Below are 23,193 nucleotides of genomic sequence, written 5' to 3'. Positions count from 1 at the left end.
CGCTCGGCCATCCCCTCAGCGACCCGGAAGTAGGCTGGACCCCCGTGACCCGGTATCTGCGCATCGCCGCCCCCGCAGCGGTCGTGCTCGCCGCGATCGTGTCGCTGCTCATCGCGCTCGCGATCGGCGGCGGAGCGGATGCGGGTCTGCTCGACCCCGGGCCCGCCGTGCGCTACGGCCTGCCGGTCGCCAAACTGCTCGTCAACCTCGGCGCCGCGGCCGCCATCGGGGCGCTCGTCCTCGCCTGCTTCGCGCTGAAGCCGGGCGCGCGGGAGTACGACGGAGCGATCGACGTCGCCGCGGCCGGTGCGGGCCTCTGGACGGTGGCCTCGGCCGCCGTCGCCCTGCTCAACTTCATGCTGCTCTACAACGTGCCGCTGAGCCTGGATGAGCAGTTCGGCGAGCAGCTGGCCGTGTTCCTGACGCAGATCGAACTCGGCCAGGCCTGGCTGCTCACCACCCTGCTCGCCGCGGTCGTCACCGTGCTGTGCCTGGCGCTGCGCTCCCCCGCCCTCATCGCGGGCGTCGCCGTGCTCGCCGCGGCCAGCCTCATCCCCATGGCCCAGCAGGGCCACTCGGCCGGCGCCACCGGCCACAACGAGGCGATCACGGCCCTCGGCCTGCACCTGCTCTTCGCCGCGGTCTGGCTCGGCGGGCTCGTCACGATCGTGCTGCTGCACAGGGAGCTCGACAGGGGCCGGCTCGCCGTCGTGCTGGCGCGCTACTCGACCGTCGCGCTCATCTGCTTCATCGTCGTGGCGATCAGCGGCTACGCCAGCGCGGAGCTGCGCGTCGGCGAGCCGGGTCAGCTGCTCACACCGTACGGCGCGCTCGTCATCATCAAAGCGTCGGTGCTCGTCGTGCTCGGGGTCTTCGGCTTCCTGCAGCGGCGCTGGGCGATCCGCAAGCTCGATCACGGCGGCTCGAAGGGCTGGTTCTGGGGCCTCGTCGTCACCGAGATCGCCTTCATGGGCATCGCCTCCGGCGTGGCCGCGGCGCTCGCCCGCACCGCCACCCCGGTGCCCGAGGAGCCGGAGGTGTCGACGCCGGCGAGCATCCTCACCGAGGGCACCTCCCTGCCGCCGGAGCCGGACTTCACGCGGTTCTTCACCGAGTGGAGCATCGACCTGGCGTGGCTGCTCATCTGCGGCTTCGGCATCTTCTTCTACCTGGCCGCCGTGGTGCGCCTGCGGCGTCGCGGCGATCGATGGCCCGTGCTGCGCACCGTGCTCTGGGTGCTCGGCATGATCGCCCTCTTCTACGTGACCGGCGGCGGCGTACAGGTCTACGGCGTCTTCCTCTTCAGCGCGCACATGCTCGGGCACATGGTGCTCAGCATGTTCATCCCGATGCTGCTGGTGCCGGCCGCGCCGATCACGCTCGCGCTGCGCGCGATCCGCAAGCGCCAGGACGGATCGCGCGGGCCGCGGGAGTGGCTCATGCTCCTGGTGCACAGCTCGTACGGGCGCTTCATCGTGCATCCGCTCGTCGCCGCCGTGATCTTCGCGGTATCGCTCATGGTCTTCTACTACACGCCGCTGTTCCGCTGGGCGGTGAGCGACCACTTGGGACACCAGTGGATGATCGTGCACTTCCTCCTCAGCGGCTACCTCTTCGTGCAGTCGCTCATCGGCATCGACCCGGTGCCGTACCGAGCGCCGTACCCGATGCGGCTCATCACGCTGCTGCTCGTCATGGCGTTCCACGCCTTCTTCGGCCTGTACCTGCTCGAGGGGTCGAGCCTGCTGCTCGCGGACTGGTACGGCGCCACGGGCCGACCATGGCTGACGGATGCGCTGGCCGATCAGAGGACGGGCGGCGGCATCGCGTGGGGCATCGGCGAGGTGCCGACCGTGCTGCTGGCGATCATCGTGGCGGTCTCGTGGAGTCGCAGCGATGCCAAGGAGACCAAGCGCCTCGACCGCAAGGCCGATCGGACCGACGACGCCGAGCTGAAGGCGTACAACGAGATGCTGTCGAAGATGGGTCGCCGCGGCGGCGGTCAGTAGAGGGCCTCGACGAGCAGGCTGTCATCGGAGCGGATGAGCACGTCGTACGCGACCGTGAAGGCGCGCTCCTCGTCGAGCTCGCGGATGCTGCCGTCGAAGATCGACTGCACCTGCGCCTCGATGCGCGCCGCGGCCGGCGTGGCCGGCACCCGCCACACGCCCGGCTCCTCGGCCCGCTCGATGGTGATCCGCGGATGCGCGTCGATGCTCCACTGCGGGGCGTCCAGCACCCGGTCGTCGATCGCGGTGCCGAACGGGCAGCCGGAGGGAAAGAGCACCGTCTGCTCGGCGCAGGAGTCGAGATGCTCGTCGATGACCCCCTGCACCTCGCCGAGGAAGTGCTCGGTCGGCCGGGGCTCGATCGTGGCGGCGACCACGGAGCCCGGCTCGACGACGCGGGCGAGCTGCTGCGGGGCCTCGAGGTAGGTGGTGCGGTGGTGCAGCTCGTAGGCGCTCGGCACCAGGGCCAGGTAGGGCTGCGGCTGCCCGATCGCCGAAGGGTCGCCCGTCGAGAGCCCGGGTGCCTGGAAGCGGTAGTCGCCCAGCACCTGCACCGCGACGGTCGCGACGGGCGGCTCGGCGAAGCGCCACTCGGAGAACACGCCGAACCGGCTGCCGTCGCGCTCGACGACGAAGCGGCTGCTGGCCGGCTCGCCCTCGAGCTCGTACTCCGCGGTCACGGCGCGGCGGCCATCCTCGAGCGCCTCGTCGGCGACGATCCGCACCCGCTGCGGTCCGTCGGGCACGCCGTCGGCGAGCAGGGCGCGGTCGCCCTCGGGCAGCACGACCCCGGCGGTGCCCAGCGCCTGCTCGACCGCGCCGCGGCCCAGGGACTCGAGGTAGGCCCGGGTGAAACCGCCGGCGCCGTAGACGGTCCCGTTGAGCGCGGTCACGCTGCCCGCCATCGCGAGCAGCAGGGCGAGGGTCGGAGCCAGCACGCGCAGGAGGACGCGGCGGCGCACCGTCATCCCCCGGGTCGGCTGCATGGGGACGATCCTAGGGGCGCATCCGTCCCTCCCCATCGATCGAGGCGGCGGGGTGCGGTCGGCGCGGCGAGCGGAGGCGCGGCGGCGGGTAGGCTCGTCGGGTTCCGTGACCGCGTGAAGGGAAGCCGTTGACCCAGCCCGAGCTCTCGCCCGAGCAGGCGGCCGTCTTCGCGGCGATCGAGACCACCCAGGACCACATCTTCGTGACGGGGCGGGCCGGCACCGGCAAGTCGACGCTGCTCAACCACCTCTCGTGGCACAGCTCGAAGCAGATCGTGATCTGCGCGCCCACCGGCGTCGCGGCGCTGAACGTGGGCGGCCAGACGATCCACTCGCTGTTCCGGCTGCCGATCGGCGTCATCGGCCTGCAGGAGCTGGAGCAGAACGGCGACCTGCGCAAGCTGCTCAACACGATCGACACCGTCGTGATCGACGAGATCTCGATGGTCAACGCCGACCTCATGGACGCCATCGACCGCGCGCTGCGCCAGGCCCGCCAGCGGCCCCGCGAGCCGTTCGGCGGCGTGCAGATCGTGCTCTTCGGCGACCCGTACCAGCTGGCTCCCGTGCCGGGCGACGCCGACGAGCGCGCCTACTTCAAGGACCAGTACCGCTCCTCCTGGTTCTTCGACGCGCACGTGTGGCAGAAGACCGACCTCACCGTCTACGAGCTGCGCACGATCCACCGCCAGCACGAGGAGGAGTTCAAGGGCATGCTCACGGCGGTGCGGCACGGCCGCGTGACCGCCGAGATCGCGAAGGTGCTCAACGACACCGGCGCCCGCACCCCTCCCGAGGAGGGCGTGATCACCCTCGCGACCCGCAACGACCGGGTGAACCGCATCAACGCCGTCGCGCTCGAGCGGCTGCCCGGCCGCGTGCTCACCGCGCGCGCGGAGGTGAACGGCGAGTTCGGCGGACGGGCGTTCCCCGCCGAGGAGAGCCTGCAGCTGAAGGTCGGCGCGCAGGTCATGTTCCTGCGCAACGACCCCGACCAGCGGTGGGTGAACGGCACGATCGGCACGGTGGCGCGCGTCGACCGCTCGGTGCACGTGGAGATCGACGGCGAGGACCACGAGGTGCTGCCGAGCACGTGGGAGCGTTACAAGTACTCGTACACGCCCGACACGAAGGAGCTCACCCGCGACGTGGTCGCGGAGTTCACGCAGTTCCCGCTGCGGCTGGCGTGGGGCGTGACGATCCACAAGTCGCAGGGCAAGAGCTACGACGCCGCGGTGGTGGACCTCGGCACGCGCGTGTTCGCGCCCGGGCAGACCTACGTGGCGCTCAGCCGGCTGACCTCGCTCGAGGGCCTGTACCTCAGCCGCCCGCTGCGGCCGAGCGACATCATCGTCGACCGCGACGTGCAGCGTTTCATGGCCGGCGCGCGGCCGGTGCCGGGGGCGCAGGCGTAGCGCATCCGCTCGTCACACGTGCCGGTCCGGATCCATGCGCTGGTGGAGGATGCGGATGACGTCGACGCCGTCGGCCGTCGGGATGAAGAAGATCAGATGACTGCCGATGGCATAGCGCCGGTACCCTGCGCGGATGTCGTCGCACGCCCGGCCGCGCTCCGGGTCCTCGGCAATCCGCTCGATCGCTGCACGCAGCTCGACGACGTAGCGCTCCGCCTGGTGCGCACCCCAGCGCTCCTCCGAGAAGTCCCAGATCGAGGCGAGGTCGGCCCGCGCAGCCGGGGAGAACCGGTAGCAGGTCATCCCTTCTTCGACTCGATGAAGGCGCCGACATCGAACGGCTCGGGTTCGCCGCTCTGCTCGCCGGCGACGAGCGCCGCACGCACGGCGGCCATCTGCGCCTCTCGGTCCTCGAGCAGCCGGAGTCCCGCGCGCACCACTTCGCTCGACGTTCGGTAACGACCCGAAGCCACCTCGCTGGAGAGGAACGCCGCGAAGTGCTCATCGAGGCTGATCGAGGTGTTGTGCGCCATCGCGGCAATATACCAAGCTTTGGTAATCGCGCTTCGGTGGTCAGGCGACCTGCGCGGTGCCCGCTTTCGCGGCGGCGAGGTCGATGAACACCTCGGTGTTGAAGCGGTAGGCCAGCAGCACCTCGTCGATGACGCGCTCGCGCTCCTCCGCATCCCACGCGACGGCGTCGAGCTGCTCGCGGTAGGTGTCCTTGAACTCCTTGGGCTTCGCGATCTCGGCGAAGAGGTAGAAGCCCACGCCGTTCGTGTCGAAGCCGAACTGGCGCTGCATGAGCGTGCGGATGATCTGGCCACCCGACAGGTCGCCGAGATAGCGGGTGTAGTGGTGCGCGACGAAGCCGCCGCCCCAGCCGGTCGCCGCGACCCAGCGCAGGCGGTCCATGTAGCGCTGCGTCGACGGCAGCGGCGAGATCGTCTCGCGCCAGCCGTCGCCGAGCAGGAAGCGGAGATCCTCCTCGATCGCCGGCAGGCGGGTGAGCTTCGGGGTGATGAACTGCTGCGCGACCGGGTCGGCGGCGAGCACGGATTCCGCACCCTCGATGGCCTCGTAGATGAAGTAGTGCTGCGCGACGAGGGCGATGTAGTCGTCCTTCGAGCCCTTGCCCTTCATGAGGTCGTCCATGAAGCCGGCGCCCTCGCTGTCGCTGTGGCCGCTCCAGGTGCGCTCGCGCAGGGCGGCGGAGAAGGGGATGACGTCGGCGGTCATGGTGACTCCCAGGGATAGGTGAGGGTGTCCTAACTGTATCCCACGAGCGCAAGAGCCGGAACCGCTCGGTCGGGTCAGTGGCCGTGCCCGCCGGCGGGGGCCTCGACGCCGTGCTCGCCGTGCGGCACCGCCGCGCCCCCGGCGGCCGTCGCGGCGAGCGACGGCGTGGCGACCGCACCGACCAGCAGGGCTCCGGCGAGCACGCCGACCAGGTAGCGGACGGGCCGCTCGGGTGACTCGCGCAGCCGAGGTCGCAGCGCGAGCAGCACCGCGGCGAGCAGTTGCAGCGACGCGGCGCCCAGCAGGGCCCCGACGTGCAGCCCGGCCTCGCCGAGCGCGAGCGGCGCGAGTGCCAGCAGCCCGATGACCGCGACCGCGAGGGCCGCCCTCGGTGCGGGTGGGCGACCGAGGCGCAACGCGGCCAGCGCCCATCCGAGCTCCGCCGCACCGAGGATCACCAGCGCAGCGACCGCCGGCACCGGAGCGCCGACCGCGGCGCCGAGGTGCACGATGCCGGCGCCCAGGGCGGCGATCGCGGTGCAGGCGTGCAGTGCTGCGCGCATCCGCTCGCCCCGATCAGGCCGCGCGGGCGGCTCGGCTGCGCTCGGCGCCGAGCCCGACGGCCAGCAGCACGGCGGCGCTGGCGAAGTGCAGCACGTTGTCGGCGGCGTTGAGCGCGAGGATGTTGAGCGGGCTGGTGACCAGGAACAGCCCGACGACGCCGAGCAGCAGGTAGGCGCCGCCGATGGCGACGTTCGCGTTGCGGGCCGCCTGCACGGTCGAGACGCCGCAGAGCAGCAGCAGGGCGCCGATGAGCAGGTGCGCGACGTTGTGCAGCGGGTTGACCGCGAAGATGCCGAGCAGCAGTCCGCCCTCGGTGCCGATGAAACCCGTCGTGGTCGTCACGGCGAAGCCGGCGAGGCCGATGAGCAGGTAGACCGCGCCGAACACGGTCGCGAGCAGGCGGTTGGGTGACTGGCGCATGATGCCCTCCTCGATGTCGCGCGGGCTCCCGCGCTCATCCGGGGATTCGATGCGGCGACCCGGAGGGATTGCCCGGTCAGTGCGGGCGCGGCTCGATGCCGAGAGCGGCGCAGGCGCGGTCGTAGAGCACGACGACCTCGCGCCGGATCTCGGGGCGCTCGGTGATCGGTTGTGACCACGCGACGCGCAGCTCGCGCTGCTCGCCCGACTCGGTGACGAGCCAGGTGCCGCCGTCGCCGTCGAGCGCGGTCATGACGGAGCGCTCGGCGTCGGGGGCTCCGAAGGCGCGCGCGATGAGCAGGCTGTCGTCGTGGTGGTCGTCGTTCATGTGGTGCAGCACGGCGTCGACGACCTGCGGCTCGAAGGTGTGGGGCATGGCCATGAGCATAGGCCGGGGGTGGACGCGGATACCCCCAGGGGTATGGTGCCGGTATGCACGAGCACCAGTCACCGGGATACGTCGACGACAAGGCCGACCTGCTCAAGCGGCTGAAGCGGGCCGAGGGGCAGGTGCGCGGCATCGCGCGCATGGTCGAGGAGGACGTGTACTGCATCGACATCCTCACCCAGGTCTCGGCCGCCACGAAGGCGCTCGAGACGGTGGCCCTCAACCTGCTCGAGGACCACCTGAGCCACTGCGTCGCCCAGGCGACCGCCGAGGGCGGACCGGTGGCGGAGGAGAAGCTGCGCGAAGCCAGCGCGGCGATCGCGCGCCTCGTGCGCTCCTGATGCGGAAGGACGGGACCATGGACCAGCAGCAGCGACCCGACCTCGGCCTGAGCCCGCGCTCGGCGCCCATCCCCGACGGCGCGAGCACCCAGGAGGTGCTCGTGACCGGCATGACCTGCGGGCACTGCGTCGCCAGCGTCACGGAGGAGCTCTCGGAGCTCGCCGAGGTGCAGCAGGTGGCCGTCGACCTGCGGGTGGGCGGCGCCTCGCGCGTGACCATCACGACGAGCGCACCGGTCGGCGACGACCGCATCCGCTCGGCCATCGAGGAGGCCGGCTACGCCGTCGCCGGCAGCGCCGGGGCGTGAGCGAGCAGACCCTCGACATCGAGGGCATGACCTGCGCCTCGTGCGCGAACCGCATCGAGCGCAAGCTCAACAGGCTGCCCGGCGTCGAGGCGACCGTCAACTACGCGACCGAGAAGGCCAGCATCCGCTCGGAGGGGGTCCCGCGCGAGGATCTCGTCGCCGCGGTCGAGGCGGCCGGCTACGCGGTGCGGGCGCCCGCCGCTCCCCGGAGCGCGACCCGCTGCTGCAGCGGCTCGTCATCAGCGCCGCCCTCGCGCTGCCCGTGCTCGTGCTGTCGATGGCCCCTGCCCTGCAGTTCCCGAACTGGCAGTGGCTCGTGCTCGCGCTGGGCGCGCCCGTAGCGCTCTGGGGAGCCTGGCCGTTCCACCGCGCCGCGGCCGTGAACCTGCGGCACGGCGCGGCGACCATGGACACCCTCGTGAGCGTCGGCGTGCTCGCCGCGCTCGGCTGGTCGCTGTACGCGCTCTTCTTCAGCATGGCCGGCCAGCCGGGCATGCGCATGGAGGTGACGCTGCTCGGGCATCCCGCCCAGGGCGCGGGCGAGATCTACCTCGAGGTCGCCGCCATCGTGACGGTCTTCGTGCTCGCCGGCCGCTGGGTCGAGCACCGCGCCAAGCGCGAGTCGGGCGCGGCGCTCACCGCGCTGCTCGAGCTCGGCGCCAAGGACGCGGCGCTGCTGCGCGACGGCGTCGAGGTGCGCGTGCCCGTGGCGCAGCTGCAGGTCGGCAACCGCGTCGTCGTGCGGCCCGGTGAGAAGATCCCCGCGGACGGCGTCGTGGTGGAGGGCGACTCGGCGGTCGACGCGAGCATGCTCTCCGGCGAGTCCGTGCCCGTCGAGGTCGGCCCCGGCGCCGCCGTCGTCGGCGCCACCGTGAACGCCTCCGGCCGCCTGCTCGTCGAGGTGCGCCGCATCGGCGCCGACACCGAGCTCGCCCGCATGGGCCGCCTGCTCGAGCAGGCGCAGAGCGGCAAGGCCGACGTGCAACGCCTCGCCGATCGCGTCTCGGGCGTGTTCGTGCCGGTCGTCTTCGGCCTCGCGGCCGTCGCCTTCGCCGGCTGGCTCATCGCCGGCGAGCCGCTCGAGATCGCCTTCACCGCCGCCGTGACGACGCTCATCATCGCCTGCCCGTGCGCGCTCGGGCTCGCGACGCCGACCGCGCTGCTCGTCGGCACGGGGCGCGGGGCGCAGCTGGGCATCCTCATCCGCGGTCCGCAGGTGCTCGAGCAGACCCGACGCGTGGACACCGTCGTGCTCGACAAGACCGGCACGGTGACGGAGGGACGGATGCGCGTCAGCGACGTCGTGCCCGCATCCGGCGTCTCACGGGAAGACCTGCTCAGGCTGGCCGCCAGCGCGGAGGACGGCTCGGAGCACCCGGTGGGGCGGGCCATCGCATCCGCTTCCCCCTTCACACCGGCCTCGTCGTTCGCCTCCCACCCCGGCGCCGGCGTGCAGGCCGTCGTCGACGAGCACCTCGTGGTGGCCGGCAAGCTCGGCTGGCTGATGAGCGACTGGTCCATCGCCACCGACGAGCTGGAACCCGCGGCGGCCCGCCTCGAGCGGCAGGGCGCCACCGTCGTCGGCGTCGCCGCGGACGGCCGTCTGCTGGGGCTGATCGCCGTCGCCGACACCGTCAAGGAGGGTTCCGCCGATGCGATCGCCGCACTGCGCAGACTCGGCCTCACGCCGGTGCTGCTCACGGGCGACAACGAGGAGCGGCGCGCACCGTCGCGTCCGCCGTCGGCATCGACGACGTGCGCGCCGGGGTGACCCCCGCCGGCAAGCTCGAGGCGATCCGCGACCTGCAGGCGCACGGCCGGGTGGTCGCGATGGTCGGCGACGGCGTGAACGACGCCGCGGCGCTCGCCGCGGCCGACCTGGGCCTCGCCATGGGAGGAGGCACGGATGCGGCCATCGCGGCCGCCGACATCACGCTCGTCGGCGGCGACCTGCGCTCGGTGCCGGACGCCATCCGCCTCGCACGGCGCACCCTCGGCACGATCCGCGGCAACCTCTTCTGGGCCTTCGCCTACAACGTCGCGGCGCTGCCCGTGGCGATGCTGGCGCTGCTCAACCCGATCGTCGCGGGCGCGGCGATGGCGTTCTCGTCGGTGTTCGTGGTGCTGAACAGTCTGCGGTTGCGGGGGTTCCGGGGCGGCACGCGCTGATCACCGCTCGAAGGGCTGCCCCACCGCCTCGCCGAGCAGCTGGTTCGTGCTGCGCAGCACCCGGGGATCGAGCACCGCGGCCGGGTCGAGCGGGCCGTCCGCGGTGAGCGTGATCACCCTGCTCTCACCTGGCAGCAGGTCCAGCAGCGAGAGGTCGACCCTGGCGCTGCGGTCGGCGCGGTCCGCCAGCACGACGATGTCGCGCAGGTAGGAGCCCGCCGTGACGGTGATCTCGGCGCCGGTCGGCGTGCTGCGGGCCTGGGCGCGCAGCGCGGAGGGTCGAGGCGCTGCTCCACGGGCTCGGCGAAGCCGTGGACCGCGCGGGCGAAGCCGCTGCCGTCGGCGAACTCGGCCACGAGCAGCTCGGCGGTGGCATCGGCGGCCCTGGTCAGCTGCGGCTCGAGGGCGAGGCGGGCGACGCCGCGGGCGGGGGCGTGCACGTCCACGGTCCTGGTGGCCAGCTCCTCGCCGTCGAAGCTCAGCCGGCGCAGCAGCGCGGTGCCGTCGTACGCATCGTCGGTGTCGTTCAGCACGACCAGCGCCTGCCCGCCCGCATCCGGTTGGATCGTCGCGAGCCGGGGAGCGAAGACGTCGCGCAGCGCGTACCAGAGCGGCTTGCGCCGCTCGGCGAAGTCGACGGCCGCCCAGGAGATCACGGGCCAGTCGTCGTTGAGCTGCCAGACCACGCAACCCGTGTTGTACGGGGCGAGCGAGCGGAACCAGGCGATACCGAAGCGCATCGCGTGCGCCTGGTTGAGCTGGGCGGTGAGGTGCCAGTCGTCGATCGTGCGTGGCTCGGGGAAGTGCGCGACGGAGCCGCGGGCGAGCTTGCCGTTGCCGTCGGCCGCCTTCTGGTGCACGAGCAGCTGCGCGCCGTCGGGGTGCAGCGGCTCGTCGTGCACGGCGTCGAAGAGCGTGCTGAACGCGGCGGGCCCCTGGAAGCCGAACTCCGCGGCGAAGCGAGGCCGCCACTCCCGGTAGGCGGTGTAGTCCTTCGTGTTCCAGACGTCCCAGATGTGCACGGTGCCGTCCTCGGGCCGGTTCGGAGCGAGGAGGTCCTGCCCGGAGAACGGGCTGCCGGGGATGTAGGGCGTGTGCGGGGCGAGCTCCGCCACGATCGAGGGGAACAGCTCGGTGTAGTACCCCTCGCCCCAGGTGCGCCCCGCGAGCGTCTGACGCCAGCCCCAGTCCGCGTAGCCGACCAGGTTCTCGTTGTTGCCGCACCAGAGCGCGAGGCTCGTGTGCTGCGTGAGCCGCGCCACGGCCTCGCGGGCCTCCGCCTCGATCTCGTCGGCCAGCCATGGCTCCTCGGCGTAGGCGGCGCAGGCGAGCAGGAAGTCCTGCCAGACGAGCACACCCTCGCGGGTGCAGAGCTCGTAGAAATCGTCGGACTCGTAGAGTCCGCCGCCCCACACCCGCAGCAGGTTCATGTTCGCTTCGGTGGCGTCCGCGATGCGTCGCTCCAGCCGGGCGCGGTCGATGCGCGTCACGAACGCGTCGTCGGGGATCCAGTTGGCGCCGCGCACCTGGATGATGCGCCCGTTCACCGTGAGGTGGAACGGCACGCCGTGGTCGTCGCCGGTGAGGTCCAGCTCGACGGTGCGGAACCCCATCCGCTGCTCCCAGCGATCACCCGCCGCCTCGACGACCACGTCGTACAGGGGCTGCGCGCCGTGCCCGCGCGGCCACCACAGCGCGACGTCGGGAACCGCCACTCGCACCTCGCCGGCGGCTCGCACGACCCCCTCACCCCGGGCCACCTCGCGCCCGTGGCGCGACACGGTGACCCGCACCGGCTGCGGCGTCGGCAGGCCGTCGTGCTGCAGCTCGACCTGCGCGCGCAGGATCCCTGCGGTACCCGCCACATCGACGTGTGGGCGGACCGAGCGGATGCGGGCACCGCGCCAGCGCTCGATCGCGATCGAGCGCCAGATGCCGGAGGTCGCGACGTCGATGCCCCAGTCCCAGCCGAGGTTGGAGGCGGACTTGCGCAGCGCGTTGTACGGGTGGTGGTTCACGTGGAACCGCGGACCGCCGTGCTCGCGTTCGAGGCGCTCCGCGGCGGGGATCGGCGCATCGAAGGTGACCTCGATGCGGTTGCGGCCCGGCCGGAGCAGGTGCGAGACGGTCCAGCGGTAGCTGCGGTGCTGGTTGGCGGTCTGCGCCACGACCGTGCCGTTGAGCGCGATGGTGGCGAGGGTGTCCAGGCCGAGCGCGACGAGGTCGTCGCGCTCGTCGTCGCCACCGGGCACCCAGTCGAACTCCCGGGCGAAGCGCCAGACCGTGTCGCCGATCCATTGCTGCGCGGCCTCGTTGTCGCCGTCGAACGGCTCGTCGATGAGGCCCCCGGCCAGCAGGTCGAGGTGGATGCAGCCGGGCACCTCGGCGGGGATCTCGCGGTCGGCGACGGAGGCCGGTACAGGACCTGCGACGGCGGTGGCGGTCCAGGCTCCGTCGAGTGGGATGGATGTCACGGCCAGCTCCGCATCGCTCGTCATCGAGGGTCGTGGCTGCGACACTTCCATAACTCGCTTAACGAAGTCAACGTCTCCGGTCGTGGTCGACCCCGGGCCGCAGGTCACGCTGCAGCACCAGCGCGGCCGCCCCGACGGCGGCGGCGTCGGCGAGCTGCGACGACAGGCGCACCTGCACCGGATGCCGTTCGGCGGCGAAGGCGTCCGAGGCCAGCCGGTCGGCGAGGTGACGCAGGTAGAGCGTGCCGGCGATGGTGAAGGCCGGACCGGCGAGGGTGATCGAATCGAGATCGAGCAGGTTGGCGACCGTCACGACCCCGTCGCCGAGGTACTCGCACGACTCGCGGATGAGGCCGATGCTGAAGTCGTCGCCGCGCACCGCGGCGACCGAGATCGACTGGAAGTCCCGGTACCAGTCCCCGTCGTCGCTGAGCGCCGCACTGGTCTCCGCGCCCGTCGCGATCGCCGCGCGGGCCCGCTCGACGACGGCGCGGGGCGTCGCGAGGTCCTCGACCGTCGACCCACGCCATCCGGAACCGCGGCGCACGGCGATGGATCCGATCGCGCCCGTGTTCGCGCTTGCGCCGCGGTAGACCGTGCCCTGCATGAGCAGCCCCGCGCCCACGCTGTCGCCCATGTAGACCGTGCAGTGGGCGCGCGAGCCGGGCAGCTCGCCGCCCCAGAACTCGCCGAGGGCAGCGGCCGTCGCGTCGTTGTCGGTGATCACGTCGAGGCCGGTCGGCTCCCCGAACTCCGCGCGCAGGTCGCGCCCCACCCAGTGCCCGAGCGATCGCGAGCGCAGGATGACGCCGCGGCCGATGTCGAGCAGGCCCGGGGTGACGACGCCGAGCCCGATGATCCTCTCCCGCGGCAGCCCGGCCGTCAGCACCAGCTCGGCGATGGCCTCGGCGATGCGGGCGACCGTGGCGCGCGGGTCCTGCTCGCGGGCGCCGTGCAGCCGGGTGCGCGCGATGACCGCGCCGACCGCATCCACGACGGCGACGAGGATGGCGTCGGCGCCGATCTGCACGCCGATCGCGCACCGCGCTGCCGAGACGAGCTGCAGCAGGGTGCGCGGCTTGCCTCGCGTGGGTGTCCGCTCGCCCGTCTCCTCGACCAGCCCGTCGGCGATGAGGTCGCGCACCGTCGTGGAGATCGTGGCCTGGGTGAGGCCGGTCGCCGCAGCCAGCTCCACGCGGCTCGCCGGCCCCGTGGCGCGGATGGCTTCGAGGACGGAGACCCGGCTGGCGCGGTGCTGCGCGCGTGACGACACGGTGCCTCCTCTGCCGGGCGCCCGGCGCCCGCACGCGGGTGTGCGGTCGGGTGCCGTTGCAGACATACTTCCTCATATGCCCAGCCCGGCCGCGCCAACCGCGGAGCAGCGCTCCTTCGGCATGGTGCTGCGCCGAGCCCCGGGCCATCGCGGACTCGACCCGTTCTACACCGAGCTGCTCGGCGGCGTGGAGCGCGTGCTCGACCGCGCCGGAGCCCACGTGCTCGTGCACATTGTCCCCTCGCTCGCCGAGGAGCTCGCGACTCTGCAGCGCTGGTCCGAGCACCGCGCGGTGGAGGGCGTGGTGCTCTCGGACCTCGTGGAGGAGGACGCGCGGATACCGCGGTGCGCCGAACTCGGTCTGCCGTCGGTGCTCATCGGAGGGGGCGCGAGAGCCGGGCACACGGTGATCGCCGTCGACAACGGGGCCTCGATGCGCGACGCCGTCGGCTTCCTCGTCGATCTCGGCCACCGCCGCATCGGCCGCGTCGCAGGGCCGGCGACGCTGCTGCACACGCGCTCGCGGTCGGCGGCCTTCGACCACGCGGCCGCCGAACTCGGCATCCTCGCCTCGACGGTGTCGGGCGACTACGGCGCGGTCTCGGGGGCGGAGCGCACGCGCGCGCTGCTCGACGAGCATCCGGACATCACCGCGATCGTCTACGACAACGATGTGATGGCGGTCGCCGCGCTGGAGGCCGCTCGCGCGGCTGGGCGCTCCGTGCCCGGGGACCTGTCGATCCTGGCCTGGGACGATTCGCCCAGCTGCCAGCTCGCCGAGCCGGCGCTGTCCGTCGTCGCGCGCGACATCCGCGAGCTGGGGGCGCTGGTGGCCTCGGCGCTGCTCGAGGGCGGCGACGGCGCCGTGCGCTCCGCACGGCCCGCCACGGTCATCCGCAGAGCGAGCACGCGCCCTCCGCGCTCCGCCTGACCGCGCTCCGCCTGACCGCGCTCCACCGGGTCGCTCTCCGCCCGGTCGCTCTCGACCCGGTCGCTCTGTGCGGGCGCATCCGCTCGCCGGCGGATGTCGAATTCTCACGTTCACCATTGACTCTCTTTGTTAAGCGATGTAAGAAAGGCGCATCGAATCTCGGATTCGATCGCCGATGACGTCGAGACCCGCAAGACGGGTCAGGAGAGGACCGATGATGCTCCGCACCCGAAGCACCGGGGCGTTCGCGCCCAGCGACGAGCGACGCGGATGAGCGCCGACCTCGTCTCCCTGCAGCTCTACACGGTGCGCGGCGAGCTCGACCGCGACGCCGTCGGCACCTTCGCCGCGATCGCCGGCTTCGGCTACCGCAAGGTTGAGCTCTACGACTTCGTGCGCCGCTTCGAGGCGTACCGGGACGGCCTCGCCGCGAACGGACTCGTGGCGCCGACCGCCCACTCGCGACTGCTCGACCGCGATCTCGACGAGATCTTCGACGCGGCCGCGGCGCTCGGGGTGGCGACGGTCTACGACCCCTTCATCGACGAGTCCCGGTGGACGACCCGCGACGGCATCGCCTCGGTCGCCGCCGATCTGAACGCGATCGCCGCCGCTGCGGCCGACCGCGGTCTCGCCATCGGCTACCACAACCACGCGTTCGAGTTCGCGAACCGCTTCGGCGGCGTCTCCGCGTTCGAACTGCTCGCCGAGCACCTCGACGAGGCCGTGCAGCTGCAGGTCGACACGTACTGGGCGGTGGTCGGCGGCGAATCCGACGTGCCGGCGCTGCTGCGCCGGGTCGGCGGGCGGGTCACCGCGCTGCACATCAAGGACGGACCGCTGACGGAGGACGACGACGACCAGGTCGCCCTCGGCGAGGGGGCCATGCAGTTCGGCCCCATCCTCGACGCCGCCCCCGAGGCCCTGCGCGTCGTGGAGCTCGACGGCCATCGGGGTGACGTCCTGGAGGCGGTGCGTGCGAGCCACGACCACCTGCGCACCGCGATGGTGGCCGGATGACCCGCCGTCTCGGCGTGGGCGTCATCGGCGCAGGCGTCATCAGCACCCAGTACCTCGAGAACCTCACGCGGTTCCCCGTGCTCGACGTGGTCTTCGTCGCCGATCTGCTGCCGGAGCGCGCCCGCGCGCAGGCCGAGTCGTTCTCCATCCCGTCGCACGGCACGGTCGACGAGCTGCTCGCCGACGACCGGGTCGACATCGTCGTGAATCTCACGATCCCCGCTGCGCACGTCGAGGTCGGGCTGTCGGCCATCGCCGCCGGCAAGCACGTCTGGGGCGAGAAGCCGCTCGCGCTCGACCGCGAGAGCGGCAGGGCGCTCCTCGATGCCGCGGCGAGGGCCGGCGTGCGCATCGCCTCTGCGCCCGACACCTTCCTCGGTGCCGGCCTGCAGACCGCGAGGCGGCTCATCGACGGCGGCGCCATCGGCAGGCCGCTGACGGCGGTCACCCTCTTCCAGACTCCGGGGCCCGAATCCTGGCATCCGAGCCCCGAATTCCTGTTCGCCGTCGGCGGTGGGCCGCTGTTCGACGTCGGCCCGTACTACCTGGTCGCCCTCTTCCAGCAGTTCGGGCCCGTCGCGAGGGTCGCGGCGGCGGGGTCGACCGCGCACGAGCGGCGCACCATCGGCTCGGGACCCAAGGCCGGTACGACCTTCCCCGTCGAGGTGCCGACCCACATCGGCGCGACGCTGTGGTTCGAGTCCGGTGCGAGCGCGCAGAGCGTCTTCAGCTTCGAGTCGCACCGCCGCCGGGCGGGCTTCGTGGAGATCTCCGGCACGGAGGGCACGCTCGTCTTCCCGGACCCGAACGACTTCGACGGCGATATCGAGATCTGGCGGGCTGGAGCGGATGCGCCGGAGATCGTGCGCGCATCAGGCTCGACGTCCACGCGCGGAACGGGCGTGGCCGAACTGGCGGAGGCGATCCTCGCCGGACGCGCGGAGCGCGCCGCCGGCGACCTCGCCTACCACCTCGTGGACGTCATGGTCTCGCTCAGCGAGGCCGCCGCATCCGGCGACGTCGTCTCCGTGGCCAGCTCGTTCGAGCCGGTGCCGCTCCTGCCCGACGGCTGGGACCCGACCCGAGCCTCCTGAACTGCACGATCGCGCATCCGCGCGCGCAGCAGCACCTGCATCACCGTTCAACGACGAAAGGGATCATGATGGGCCGACGCAGCAGCACGAGGAACAAGCTCCTCCTCGCGGGAGGGATCATCGCCGCCGGGGTGCTGGCGCTGACGGGGTGCGCCCCGGGCGGCGGTGCGAATGACGGAGGCGGCGCCGGCGGCAACGCCGGGCAGGTTGTCGTGTACACGGGCGTGACCGGCGATTTCGCCGAGAACTTCAACCCGTTCATCGCGGGGGCGCTGCAGTCGACGCTCGGCGTGATCTACGAGCCGCTCTTCTACTACAACATCGTCTCGGGTGCCGAGCCGGAGCCGCTGCTCGGGGAGAGCTACGAGTTCAACGAGGACGGCTCGGTGCTCACCGTCACCACCCGCGAGGGCGTGACCTGGAGCGACGGCGAACCGTTCACCGCGGCCGATGTCGCGTACACCTTCAATCTCATCAAGGAGACCCCGGCCTTCAACACCGCCGGCTTCGACGGCGAGGTGGAGCAGCCCGACGAGAACACCGTCGTCTTCACCTTCGACGGCCCGTCCTACACCGATGCGGTCTCCTACCTCGGCAACACCGCCATCGTGCCCGAGCACATCTGGTCGGAATGGGACGACCCCACCACCAACCAGAACACCGAGCCGGTCGGCACGGGTGCCTTCGCGCTCGAGGAGTTCAGCACGCAGAACTACGTGCTCGCGGCCAATGAGGACTACTGGGGCGGCCGGCCCGCGATGGACACGGTGCGCTACATCTCGCTGACCGGCAACCAGTCGGCCACCGACACCCTGATCTCGGGGCAGATCGACTGGGCCGGCATCTTCCTGCCCGACATCGACACCGTGTTCTCGGGCACCCCGCTCAAGTACACGAACACGCCGCTCAACCAGACCTCGTTCTTCACCTGCTCGAGCGTCGAGCTCGGCTGCGAGGGCCCGCAGACCGACCCGGCCGTGCGCCAGGCGATCTACCACGCGCTCAACCGCGACCAGCTCAACGAGCTCGCCTTCTCGAGCTACAACGGCACCATGTCGCCGACCTTCGCGCTGCTCGACCGCGATGAGCAGTACATCGCCGACGAGTACTCGGAGCCCGTGCCCGGCAGCGCCGACGTCGAGGCCGCGGTCGACGCGCTCGAGGGCGCCGGCTACACCCGCGGCAGCGACGGCATCTACGAGAAGGACGGCGTGCGCGTCAGCCTCACCGTGCAGGTCGTGACCGGATGGACGGACTACATCGCCGCTATCGACGCCGCCGGCCAGCAGCTGCTGGAGGCCGGCATCGAGCTCAAGCCCGCGCAGGTCTCGTACCAGGAGTGGACGAACAACAAGGTGCAGGGCACCTTCGAGCTCTCGCTCGACTCGCTCGGCCAGGGCGTCGCCGCCGACCCGTACTACCTGTACCTGAACCACTACCACTCCGAGAACACGGCGCCGGTCGGCGAGACCTCGAACCGCAACTACGTGCGCTACGCCAACCCCACGGTGGACGCGGCGCTCGAGGCGGCGTCGCAGACGCAGGACGTCGCGGCGAAGGCCGAGCAGTACGGCATCGTGCAGGGCGAGATCGTGCGCGACATGCCGTACATCCCGATCCTCGTCAACTCCGCGCTGTCGATCTACAACACCGCGAAGGCCGACGGCTGGCCGACCGAGGACGACCTCTACGCCTACCCGCGGCCCGACCGCTCCTGGGACAACGGCATCGTCCTCAAGACGATCACCCCGGTGAGCTGATGGCGGCGTCGTCGAACGGGAGGGGGATGCGATGAGCTACCTCGGCCGGAAGCTGGCCTTCTATCTGGTGGCCCTGTGGGGAGCGTTGACGATCAACTTCCTGCTGCCTCGTCTGCTGCCGGGCGACCCGGTGGAGATCCTCATCCAGAAGCTCGCCGCGCGGGGCCCGGTCACTCCGGAGCTGCGCGACAGCATCGCCCTCCTGCTCGGCGGCGACTCCGATGCGCCCCTGATCGTGCAGTACGCGGACTACCTGCGCGGCATCGTGACCGGCGACCTCGGGGTGTCGATCACGTACTACCCCCAGCCGGTGCTCGAGATCATCGGCCAGGCGTTGCCCTGGACCGTGAGCCTGATCGGCATCGCGACGGTGCTCGCGTTCCTGGTCGGCATCGGTCTCGGCATGCTGGCCGGCTGGAAGCGCGGCTCGTGGCTCGACAACCTCGTTCCCGTCACGACCATGTTCCAGGCGGTGCCGTACTTCTGGCTCGCGCTGCTGCTGCTGTACCTGTTCGCGGTCGTCTCATCGGTGTTCCCGGTGAGCGGCGGCTACGACTACGTGTACGCGTCGGTCGGATGGAACTGGGACTTCATCCAGAGTGCCGTCTACTACGGCACGCTCCCGGCCATCACCATCGTGGTCTCCTCGTTCGGCGGGTGGCTGCTCGGCATGCGCAACATGATGGTCTCCACGCTCTCGGAGGACTACATCGTCACGGCCGAGGCCAAGGGGCTGCGGCCGACCCGCATCATGATGCGCTACGCCGCGCGCAACGCGATCCTGCCCTCCGTGGCGGGCTTCGCGATCTCGCTCGGCTTCGTCGTCTCAGGGTCGATCGTCACCGAGCAGGTCTTCTCCTACCCGGGCATCGGCAGCACCCTGCTGCAGGCCGTCAACAACAGCGACTACGCGCTCATGCAGGGCGTCTTCCTGGTGATCACCGTCGCGGTGCTCGGGGCCAATCTCATCGTCGACCTGCTCTACGGCCTGGTCGATCCGCGCACGCGAGCGAGGAGCTGACATGACCGATCGCAGAATCGACCCGCTCGCGGGCGTCGACGGCAGCGGCGCGTCCATGACCGTGCCGCGTCGCGGCGTGGAACCCGCGACGAGCAACCTGGCGGCGCAGCCCGGCCGCCGACCCAGGGGCCTCGGGGAGCGCGTGCGCGGCCTCTCGCCCAAACTCGTCATCGGACTCGCCCTCATCCTCGTCATCGTGCTGTTCGGCGTCATCGGGCCGTTCCTGGTGGGCGATCCGCTGGACATCCGCGACATCGGCCGCACGCCGCCGAGCGGCGAGTTCCCGCTCGGCACCACGCAGACCGGCCAGGACGTGCTCGCGCAGCTGGCGTACGCCACCCGCGGCTCCCTGCTGATCGGACTCGTCGTCGGCGTGCTCGCACTGCTGCTCTCGGTGCTGTTCGGCGTGATCGGCAGCTACATCGGGGGCTGGCTCGACGAGTCGTTCTCGCTCTTCACCAACGTGATGCTGGTCATCCCCGGCCTGCCCCTCGTGATCGTGATCTCGAGCTACGTGGCCGAGAAGAGCATCTGGGTGCTGGCGGTGGTGCTGGCGATCACCAGCTGGGCGGCCTCGGCGAGGGTGCTGAGGTCCGTGACCCTCAGCCTGCGCAACCGCGACTACGTCGCCGCGGCCCGCGTCGCCGGTGAGAAGTCGTGGCGCATCATCGGCGTCGAGATCCTGCCGAACCTCGTGCCGGTGCTGGCGGCGCAGTTCGTGCTCGCGGTCATCGCCGCGATCCTCGGCGAGGCCGGGCTGAGCTACCTCGGTCTCGGCGCCTCCGGCACCTTCACCTGGGGCACCATGCTGTTCCAGGCGCAGAACGGCTTCGCGCTCACGCTGGGCGCCTGGTGGTGGTTCATCCCGCCGGGCGTGCTCATCGCGGTGCTCGGCGGCGCGCTCTCCCTGGTCAATTTCGCGATCGACGAGGTCGTCGACCCGAAGCTGCGCACGGCGAAGCTGCACAGGGACAAGAAGCGCATCAAGCGCCGCCTCGGCGGCACGGCCGAAGGCGGGGTCATCGCATGAACGACGTGCTGCTGAGCGTCACCGACTACAACATCGTCTACGAGGTCGAGCAGCCCGTGCATGCGGTGCGCGACGTCAACCTCGAGCTCGCCCGCGGGGAGATCCTCGGGCTCGCCGGCGAGTCCGGATGCGGCAAGACGACGCTGGCCTACGGCATCAACCGGCTGCTCAAGCCCCCGGCCGTCATCACCTCGGGCTCGGCGGTGCTGCACGATCGCGACGGCACCGATATCGACGTGAACGCGCTCACCAGCGCGCAGCTGCGCCGGTACCGCTGGGACAAGGTGTCGATGGTGTTCCAGGGAGCGATGAACGCGCTGAACCCGGTCGCCGCGATCGGCGACCAGATCGACGACATCTTCACGACGCACCGCCCGGGCATGAAGCGGGCGGAGCGCCGCGAGGAGAGCGCCGCCCTGCTCGACCTGATCGGGGTCGGGCGCGACCGGCTGAAGTCGTACCCGCACGAGCTGTCGGGCGGTATGCGGCAGCGCGTGATGATCGCCATGGCGCTCGCCCTCAAGCCGCAGCTCATGATCATGGACGAGCCCACCACCGCGCTCGACGTGCTCGTGCAGCGGGACATCCTGCAGGAGATCAGCGAGCTGCGCCGCACCTTCGGCTTCTCGGTCGTCTTCATCACCCACGACCTGCCGCTGCTGCTGGAGATCAGCGACCGCATCGCGGTCATGCTGCAGGGCGGCATCGTCGAGCTCGACAGCGCCGATCGCATCTACCGGCACGCGCAGCACCCGTACACGCAGCGACTGCTCGAGTCGTTCCCCAGCCTCACCGGGGAGCGCGGCGCCTTCGTGCGCAGCGGTGACGGATCGCAGTCGAACGGAGGGAGCGCCGCATGAGCGTGCTCGAGTTCAGGAACGTCACCAAGGAGTACCGCGTGCGCGGCGGCTCGCGCTTCCGCGCCGTCGACGGGGTGAGCTTCACCCTCCAGCCCGGCCGCACCATCGCGCTGGTCGGGCAGAGCGGATCGGGCAAGTCGACGATCGCGAAGATGCTCGCCCAGCTCGAGCGGCCCAGCAGCGGCGAGATCCTGCTCGACGGCGAGCCGGTGGCGCGCCGCGGGCGGGGCCTCACTCGCTACCGGGGTGAGGTGCAGATGGTCTTCCAGGACCCGTTCGCGTCGCTCAACCCGTTCCACACGATCGGCCACCACCTGCAGCGACCGCTGCTGCTGCACGGTCGCGCGTCCGGGTCCGACGTCGACGAGCAGGTCGCGAAGCTCCTCGAGCGGGTGCAGCTCGTGCCCGGCACCTCCATGGCCGAGCGCAAGCCGCACGAGCTCTCCGGCGGACAGCGACAGCGCGTCGCGATCGCCAGGGCGCTGGCGCCCGCGCCCAGCATTCTCATCGCCGACGAGCCGGTCTCGATGCTCGACGTCTCCATCCGTCTCGGAGTGCTGAACCTGCTGGGCAGACTGCAGCGCGAGGAGAACCTCGGCGTGCTCTACATCACCCACGACCTCGCCACCGCGCGGCACTTCAGCGATGAGATCCTCGTGCTCTACAAGGGCTCGGTCGTGGAGCGCGGGCCGTCGAACGAGGTGATCCTGAACCCGCAGGAGGACTACACGAAGCGGCTGCTCGCGGCATCGCCGAACCCGGAGACGCATTTCGGCACCGGGAGGGCGGCCGGATGAGCACCAGTCTGCAGGTGAGCGGCCCCGGACGCGTCGAGCTGGTGGAGGACGGCCCATCGGCCCCGCTCGGCGCGCACGAGGTCGCCGGGCGCACGCTCGCGAGCCTCGTCAGCCCCGGCACCGAGCTCGCCAGCGCCTTCGCCCCCGCGGACCCGTCGGGCGTCGAGTTCCCGCGTCGCATCGGCTATGCGGCGGTCTTCGAGATCGACGAGCTCGGCGCCGACGTGCGGGAGCTGTCGGTCGGCGACCGCGTCTTCCATGCCGGACCGCACGCCGCGAGGCAGCGGGCCGACGCAGCAGCCGTCGTGCCGCTGCCGGTCGGCCTGGACCCCAGCGATGCCGTCTTCGCGCGCATGATCGCCGTGCCGATGGCGGCGCTCGTCACGACGAGGGCCCGCCCGGGCGACCGGGTCGGCATCTCCGGTCTCGGGCTGGTCGGCAACCTCGCCGCCAAGGCCTTCCACGCGAGCGGCTATCGCGTGACCGCCTGGGATCCGGTGGCCGAGCGTCGGTCGCACCTGCCGGACGGGGTCGCCGTGCGCGCGCGAGCCGACGGCGACGAGTTCGAACTCGTCGTGGAGGCCTCCGGTCACGACGGGGCGGCTCTGGCGGCCGCTCGCGTGGTGGCCCGCGGCGGCGAGCTCGTGCTGACGGGCACGCCCTGGGCGCGCCGCAGCGACGCCTCGGCCCACGAGCTGCTGCACCTCGTGTTCCACCGCTACCTGCATGTGCGCAGCGGATGGGAGTGGCAGCTGCCGATGCAGCCGTCCGACTTCCGCACCGGCAGCGTGCACGGCAACTTCCGCCGCGCGATCGACTGGCTGGCGGACGGAACCGTCCGGGTCGACGGCCTGGCCCGGGTCGTGCCGCCGAGCGGCGCGCAGCCGGCGTTCGAGGCGCTGGCTGGGCGGACCGCATCCGAGCTCACGGTCGTGTTCGACTGGAGCGGCGCCTGATGGAGCGGATGACGGGAATCGAACCCGCGCTATCAGCTTGGGAAGCTGAAGTTCTACCATTGAACTACATCCGCGATGCCGCCTTCCGGCGGTGCATCCGATCCTAGCGTGACCCAGCAGGGTGGGCGCCAGGCTCTA

General features: G+C 71.5%; 22 protein-coding genes, 1 tRNA gene and 1 pseudogene. 14 read left to right on the top strand and 10 right to left on the bottom strand.

The window, feature by feature from the left end; genetic code table 11:
- Nucleotides 1-44: 44 nt before the first annotated feature.
- A complete protein-coding gene (locus QQK26_RS10945; RefSeq protein ID WP_284232646.1) occupies nt 45-2,009 on the top strand; it encodes a bifunctional copper resistance protein CopD/cytochrome c oxidase assembly protein in 1,965 nt (654 codons plus the stop codon).
- On the opposite strand, the gene QQK26_RS10940 is transcribed toward QQK26_RS10945, so the two are convergent.
- Nucleotides 2,003-2,995, bottom strand: a complete 993-nt coding sequence (locus tag QQK26_RS10940; protein ID WP_284232644.1) for a hypothetical protein — start codon at nt 2,993-2,995, stop codon at nt 2,003-2,005. The genes QQK26_RS10945 and QQK26_RS10940 overlap by 7 nt on opposite strands.
- A gap of 128 nt (nt 2,996-3,123) precedes the next feature.
- Between QQK26_RS10940 and QQK26_RS10935 the strand changes: the two genes are divergently transcribed.
- The gene (locus QQK26_RS10935; protein WP_284232641.1) at nt 3,124-4,410 is read left to right on the top strand and encodes an ATP-dependent DNA helicase; all 1,287 of its coding nucleotides are present in this window, start codon (nt 3,124-3,126) and stop codon (nt 4,408-4,410) included.
- Nucleotides 4,411-4,422: 12 nt separating this feature from the next.
- Here QQK26_RS10935 and QQK26_RS10930 read toward each other — a convergent pair whose 3' ends face one another.
- The 6 genes from QQK26_RS10930 to QQK26_RS10905 form a co-directional block, all read right to left on the bottom strand.
- Nucleotides 4,423-4,713, bottom strand: a complete 291-nt coding sequence (locus QQK26_RS10930; protein WP_284232640.1) for a type II toxin-antitoxin system RelE/ParE family toxin — start codon at nt 4,711-4,713, stop codon at nt 4,423-4,425.
- Nucleotides 4,710-4,943, bottom strand: a complete 234-nt coding sequence (locus QQK26_RS10925; RefSeq protein WP_284232638.1) for a type II toxin-antitoxin system ParD family antitoxin — start codon at nt 4,941-4,943, stop codon at nt 4,710-4,712. Before QQK26_RS10925 ends, QQK26_RS10930 begins: the two co-directional genes overlap by 4 nt.
- Nucleotides 4,944-4,983: 40 nt before the next feature.
- Nucleotides 4,984-5,649 carry a biliverdin-producing heme oxygenase gene (locus tag QQK26_RS10920; RefSeq protein WP_284232636.1) on the bottom strand — a complete coding sequence of 222 codons (666 nt, stop codon included), beginning with the start codon at nt 5,647-5,649 and terminating at the stop codon, nt 4,984-4,986.
- 74 nt (nt 5,650-5,723) lie between these two features.
- The gene (locus tag QQK26_RS10915; RefSeq protein WP_284232634.1) at nt 5,724-6,212 is read right to left on the bottom strand and encodes a hypothetical protein; all 489 of its coding nucleotides are present in this window, start codon (nt 6,210-6,212) and stop codon (nt 5,724-5,726) included.
- A 13-nt stretch (nt 6,213-6,225) separates the two neighbouring features.
- A complete protein-coding gene (locus tag QQK26_RS10910) occupies nt 6,226-6,633 on the bottom strand; it encodes a DUF4383 domain-containing protein (RefSeq protein WP_284232633.1) in 408 nt (135 codons plus the stop codon).
- Between the two features lie 76 nt (nt 6,634-6,709).
- Nucleotides 6,710-7,009, bottom strand: coding sequence for a DUF2470 domain-containing protein (locus QQK26_RS10905; RefSeq protein WP_284232630.1), 300 nt, complete (start codon nt 7,007-7,009; stop codon nt 6,710-6,712).
- 56 nt (nt 7,010-7,065) lie between these two features.
- Between QQK26_RS10905 and QQK26_RS10900 the strand changes: the two genes are divergently transcribed.
- The 3 genes and pseudogenes from QQK26_RS10900 to QQK26_RS10890 all read left to right on the top strand — a co-directional run bounded on the left by QQK26_RS10900 (nt 7,066) and on the right by QQK26_RS10890 (nt 9,839).
- Nucleotides 7,066-7,362 (top strand): metal-sensitive transcriptional regulator, encoded by a 297-nt coding sequence (locus QQK26_RS10900; protein ID WP_284232628.1) that lies wholly within the window; start codon nt 7,066-7,068, stop codon nt 7,360-7,362.
- A 17-nt stretch (nt 7,363-7,379) separates the two neighbouring features.
- Nucleotides 7,380-7,670 carry a heavy-metal-associated domain-containing protein gene (locus tag QQK26_RS10895; RefSeq protein ID WP_284232626.1) on the top strand — a complete coding sequence of 97 codons (291 nt, stop codon included), beginning with the start codon at nt 7,380-7,382 and terminating at the stop codon, nt 7,668-7,670.
- 26 nt (nt 7,671-7,696) lie between these two features.
- Nucleotides 7,697-9,839 (top strand): annotated as a pseudogene (locus QQK26_RS10890) (heavy metal translocating P-type ATPase).
- 113 nt (nt 9,840-9,952) lie between these two features.
- On the opposite strand, the gene QQK26_RS10885 reads toward QQK26_RS10890, so the two are convergent.
- Together QQK26_RS10885 and QQK26_RS10880 are read right to left on the bottom strand one after the other, a co-directional pair.
- Nucleotides 9,953-12,313 carry a glycoside hydrolase family 2 protein gene (locus QQK26_RS10885; RefSeq protein ID WP_284232623.1) on the bottom strand — a complete coding sequence of 787 codons (2,361 nt, stop codon included), beginning with the start codon at nt 12,311-12,313 and terminating at the stop codon, nt 9,953-9,955.
- A 67-nt stretch (nt 12,314-12,380) separates the two neighbouring features.
- Entirely contained in the window at nt 12,381-13,586 is a 1,206-nt protein-coding gene (locus QQK26_RS10880) for an ROK family transcriptional regulator (protein ID WP_284232621.1), read from the bottom strand.
- A 76-nt stretch (nt 13,587-13,662) separates the two neighbouring features.
- Between QQK26_RS10880 and QQK26_RS10875 the strand changes: the two genes are divergently transcribed.
- The 9 genes from QQK26_RS10875 (at nt 13,663) to QQK26_RS10835 (ending at nt 23,055) form a co-directional block, all read left to right on the top strand.
- Nucleotides 13,663-14,517, top strand: coding sequence for a LacI family DNA-binding transcriptional regulator (locus QQK26_RS10875; protein WP_284232619.1), 855 nt, complete (start codon nt 13,663-13,665; stop codon nt 14,515-14,517).
- 270 nt (nt 14,518-14,787) lie between these two features.
- Nucleotides 14,788-15,537 carry a sugar phosphate isomerase/epimerase family protein gene (locus tag QQK26_RS10870; protein WP_284232618.1) on the top strand — a complete coding sequence of 250 codons (750 nt, stop codon included), beginning with the start codon at nt 14,788-14,790 and terminating at the stop codon, nt 15,535-15,537.
- Entirely contained in the window at nt 15,534-16,631 is a 1,098-nt protein-coding gene (locus tag QQK26_RS10865; protein WP_284232617.1) for a Gfo/Idh/MocA family protein, read from the top strand. Before QQK26_RS10870 ends, QQK26_RS10865 begins: the two co-directional genes overlap by 4 nt.
- 65 nt (nt 16,632-16,696) lie before the next feature.
- Complete coding sequence (locus QQK26_RS10860; RefSeq protein WP_284232615.1) at nt 16,697-18,391, top strand: ABC transporter substrate-binding protein; 1,695 nt, start codon at nt 16,697-16,699, stop codon at nt 18,389-18,391.
- A 31-nt stretch (nt 18,392-18,422) separates the two neighbouring features.
- Nucleotides 18,423-19,412, top strand: a complete 990-nt coding sequence (locus QQK26_RS10855) for an ABC transporter permease (RefSeq protein WP_284232609.1) — start codon at nt 18,423-18,425, stop codon at nt 19,410-19,412.
- Between the two features lies 1 nt (nt 19,413).
- The gene (locus QQK26_RS10850) at nt 19,414-20,442 is read left to right on the top strand and encodes an ABC transporter permease (protein WP_284232607.1); all 1,029 of its coding nucleotides are present in this window, start codon (nt 19,414-19,416) and stop codon (nt 20,440-20,442) included.
- On the top strand, nt 20,439-21,302 hold the full coding sequence (locus QQK26_RS10845) for an ABC transporter ATP-binding protein (RefSeq protein ID WP_284232605.1): 864 nt from the start codon (nt 20,439-20,441) through the stop codon (nt 21,300-21,302). Before QQK26_RS10850 ends, QQK26_RS10845 begins: the two co-directional genes overlap by 4 nt.
- Nucleotides 21,299-22,099 carry an ABC transporter ATP-binding protein gene (locus tag QQK26_RS10840; RefSeq protein ID WP_284232603.1) on the top strand — a complete coding sequence of 267 codons (801 nt, stop codon included), beginning with the start codon at nt 21,299-21,301 and terminating at the stop codon, nt 22,097-22,099. The genes QQK26_RS10845 and QQK26_RS10840 overlap by 4 nt, the downstream gene beginning before the upstream one ends.
- Nucleotides 22,096-23,055 carry an MDR/zinc-dependent alcohol dehydrogenase-like family protein gene (locus QQK26_RS10835; protein ID WP_284232602.1) on the top strand — a complete coding sequence of 320 codons (960 nt, stop codon included), beginning with the start codon at nt 22,096-22,098 and terminating at the stop codon, nt 23,053-23,055. The genes QQK26_RS10840 and QQK26_RS10835 overlap by 4 nt, the downstream gene beginning before the upstream one ends.
- Here QQK26_RS10835 and QQK26_RS10830 read toward each other — a convergent pair.
- Nucleotides 23,056-23,129 (bottom strand) — tRNA-Gly (locus QQK26_RS10830).
- Between the last annotated feature and the right edge of the window lie 64 nt (nt 23,130-23,193).

The sequence above is a fragment of the Arenivirga flava genome, from assembly GCF_030161575.1.
GTDB classification, from domain to species: Bacteria; Actinomycetota; Actinomycetes; order Actinomycetales; family Microbacteriaceae; genus Arenivirga; species Arenivirga flava.
The sequence above is the reverse complement of the archived record's forward strand: the minus strand, read 5'-3'. Positions and strand labels throughout refer to the sequence as shown.